This window comes from Streptomyces sp. SID5910, from assembly GCF_009862125.1.
In the GTDB taxonomy this organism is placed as follows: Bacteria; Actinomycetota; Actinomycetes; order Streptomycetales; family Streptomycetaceae; genus Streptomyces.
Map to the genome: position 1 here is coordinate 1 of NZ_WWHX01000106.1, position 3,228 is coordinate 3,228.

At 75.2% G+C, this 3,228-nt stretch carries 3 protein-coding genes; 1 reads left to right on the forward strand and 2 read right to left on the reverse strand.

The window, feature by feature from the left end; all coding sequences use genetic code 11:
- Positions 1 to 170: 170 nt before the first annotated feature.
- Together GTW67_RS03790 and GTW67_RS03795 are read right to left on the reverse strand one after the other, a co-directional pair.
- Complete coding sequence (locus tag GTW67_RS03790; RefSeq protein ID WP_161163367.1) at positions 171 to 2,303, reverse strand: phage holin family protein; 2,133 nt, start codon at positions 2,301 to 2,303, stop codon at positions 171 to 173.
- Positions 2,304 to 2,428: 125 nt separating this feature from the next.
- Positions 2,429 to 2,830, reverse strand: a complete 402-nt coding sequence (locus GTW67_RS03795) for a hypothetical protein (RefSeq protein WP_161163368.1) — start codon at positions 2,828 to 2,830, stop codon at positions 2,429 to 2,431.
- 82 nt (positions 2,831 to 2,912) lie between these two features.
- Between GTW67_RS03795 and GTW67_RS03800 the strand changes: the two genes are divergently transcribed.
- A partial coding sequence (locus GTW67_RS03800; RefSeq protein ID WP_161163369.1) for an MBL fold metallo-hydrolase occupies positions 2,913 to 3,228 on the forward strand: 316 nt, incomplete at its 3' end.

The window sequence follows — 3,228 nt, forward strand, 5'->3', positions numbered from 1 at the left end:
CGGGTGCTGCCGGGGGCCGGGGTGGGGGCCGCGGGGGTCTCCCGCTGGTCCGGAGCCGGTGGGGGGACGGTCCCGGTGACGTGCATGGGGTGGTGCGCCTTCCGTGGAGCTGACGCCCGGGATCGCCGGGACGGCGCCCATGGTCCGGCACGGTCCGACGCGCCGCCAAATCAGGCGCTTTTGTCCTGCACGATCCCGTCCGCGACGGGAAAAGGTGCGCTGTCGGCGGGCCTGGACCGCGAATCCTCCACGGGCACCTGCGGGCCGTTGGACTCGCGCAGCCAGCGGCGCAGGATCCGGTGGACGTGCTCGGCACCGACGATGTCCGTCCCCTCGTCGGCCGGGGCGGACAGCACGGCGGGCGACAGCAGGAAGGCGCGGGACTGGGCGCCGCCGAGCCCGCCGTGCGAGCCGATCTGCTCCTCGAAGGCCAGGACCTCGCCGTCGGCCGGGTCGTGGAAGGAGTTGACCATGATGTCGGCGGTGTGCGGGAAGGAGTGCGTGCGGCGCACGGCGTCCGCGGCGCCGGGACCGAACGGGGCGAGCGGCCCGGGGTCGTCGTCGAGCCGGTCCAGGGGGATCTCCGCGCCGCGCGCGCCGAGGACCAGGCCGCCGTGCTCCTCGCTGCGCACCAGCAGGAAGCCGACGCCGGGGTGGTTGGCGAGGGTCGGCAGCAGCGCGGGGTGGCGGGCGTCGATCTCCTCGCGGCTCATCCGGTGCGGGACGTCCGGGAAGGAGACGAGGCCGAGGTTGCCGGAGGCCAGCACGACCGGCTCCGAGTGGCGGCCGGCCGGCCCGCGCAGTTCCCCGCCCTCCTCGACGGGGCGGTGCAGGGCGGCCCGTACGGCGGTGCGCGCCTCGGCGCCGCTGCGGGTACGCCGGGCCCGGCGGGGCACGGGCAGTCCGCAGCCGGCCCGGACCAGGTCGGCGAGGGTGAGCCCGTAGCGGGAGCGGAAGGTCTCGCCGGGGCTCTGGCCGTGGTCGGACAGGACGACGATCCGGTACCGGCGGGGGGCGTGCTCGGCGACCTTCTCGATCAGCGCCAGGGACCGGTCGAGCCGCTGGAGGACCTTGGCGGCGTCCCGGCCGCGCGGCCCGGAGTGGTGCGCCACCTCGTCGTAGGCGACCAGGTCGGCGTAGACGGCGGTGCGGCCGGCGAGCATGTCGCCCATCACGGCGGCGACGACGACGTCCCGCTCGACGACGGTCGCGAAGGCGCGGACCAGGGGGTAGAGGCCGCCGCGGGAGACGCGCGGGCGGGCCTTGCGGAGGCGGGCCCGGGTGGACTGGCCCATCTCGCGGCCCACCTCGGCGACGAAGGACAGGGCGGTGCGGACCGCGTTGGCCGGGTCGGAGAAGTAGGCGAAGTAGCCGGAGCGGGAGCGGTTCTCGGGGCCGCGGCGGCGGGTGGCTATGGACAGCACGAGGGCCTGTTCGTCGGCGCCGCCGCTGAACAGGTTGCCGCGGCTGGCGCCGTCGAAGGTGAGCAGTCCGCCGTCGCCGGTGTACTCGATGGCCCGTCGCTGGAGGTCGGCGGCGCTGGTGGGGCGGTTGCAGACGACGACCTCGCCGGTGTCCTTCTCGTACCAGCGGAACGCCGGGACGTCGTGGTTGCTGCCGTGCAGGATGCCGAGCTGGCTGGCGCCGGTCTGGCTGGACCAGTCGGTGCGCCACGGGGCCAGCCGGTGGGTCGCGGAGGAGCCGTCGCGGCCGAGCCAGCGGGCGACCGTCGGCATCACGCCCTCGTCGACGGCGTCCAGCAGCACGTCGTGGCCGACGCCGTCCAGTTGCAGGAAGACGGTGCCGGGGCCGGCCGGGCAGGGCGGGACGGATCTGCGGCGGCGGTCGGCGAGCCGGTAGAGCCGGCGCCGGTAGGCGTCGTCGTCGCGCACGGCCAGGGCACCGCCGGTGGCCGAGGCGACGGCGGACATCACGGCGGCCACCACCACCGCGGTCTCCGGGGCGACACCGCCGCGCCCGGCCGGGTTCACATCGATCGCGAGGAGCAGCAGTCCGCCGTTGAGGAAGAAGACCAGCAGGCCGAGGACGAGCGCCGGCACCAGGAGCAGCAGCCGGACCATCAGCGGCCACACCAGGGCGGACAGCAGACCGAAGGCGCCGGCGCCGACGGCCGCGGTCATGGCGATGTCCGTCGCGCTGTCGCCGTCGGGTGACTGGAGCCGGAAGTCCGGCAGGATCCCGGCGAGCGCGAGCATGGTCAGGGTGGAGACGGCCCACACCGCGACACTCCGCCCCACCTGACTGGCGACCCGGCGCCAACGCCCTCCACCCACGCTCCGCACACCTCACGTCCCGGCCCGTCGTCCGCGCGGGCCTTCCCCACCCTGCCACAACGCTCCGGAACGCCTGTTCGTCCCCCCTGGTCCCTTTCGCCCAGGACACGCCCGGTCTCCCCGCGGGCCGGCGGTCAGCGGCCGTCGTACCCGGCCGTCGGCATCGACAGTCTGCGGTGCACGCACGCCTTCATCCGGGCGTCGTACGACGGCTCCTCGTGCCCGACCGTCTCCACCCGCACCCCGCGCCGCGCGCACTCCGCGGTGAACTCCGCCACGGACGACAGCGCGCTCTCCAGCACCCGGTGACTGGGCGCCACGAACAGGTCCTGGCCCGGGCGCACGCCGTCCCACAGGGCGTCGTGGTCGGGCCGCAGCCCGCGGACCAGCAGCTCCCGGGTGACGACATAACCCCGCTCGTCGGCCCAACGTGCGCACATGGCGTGCTGGCTGCGGGAGTCGACGAGGAACGGATCGTCGTCGAGCTGCTCCAGCGGCGTCAGACTCGCGATCGCCGTCACCCGTAACGTCCCCATGGTGCCCCCTCACCTCCCGTTTTCGCCGCCGACCCTACTCCTGGACGTAGGCTTCGGGGAGTCGCGCGAAGGAGGCAAAGAGGTGCCGGTGGAGCTCACGTGGTGGGGTCACGCCACCTGCACGGTCGAGGACTCGGACATACGTGTGCTCACCGACCCGCTGTTCGTCCGCCGGCTCGCCCATCTGCGGCGCAGGCGGGGCCCGGTGCCGCCGCCGGACGCCTGGCGCGCGGACGTGACGCTGGTGTCCCATCTGCACGCCGACCATCTGCACGTGCCGTCGCTCGCGCGGCTCGCGCCGGGCACGCGCCTGCTCGTGCCCCGGGGCGCACGCCGGGCGGTGCCGGGGCTGCGCCGGCTCGGGCACCTGAGGCTGACCGAGGTCGCGCCCGGCGACG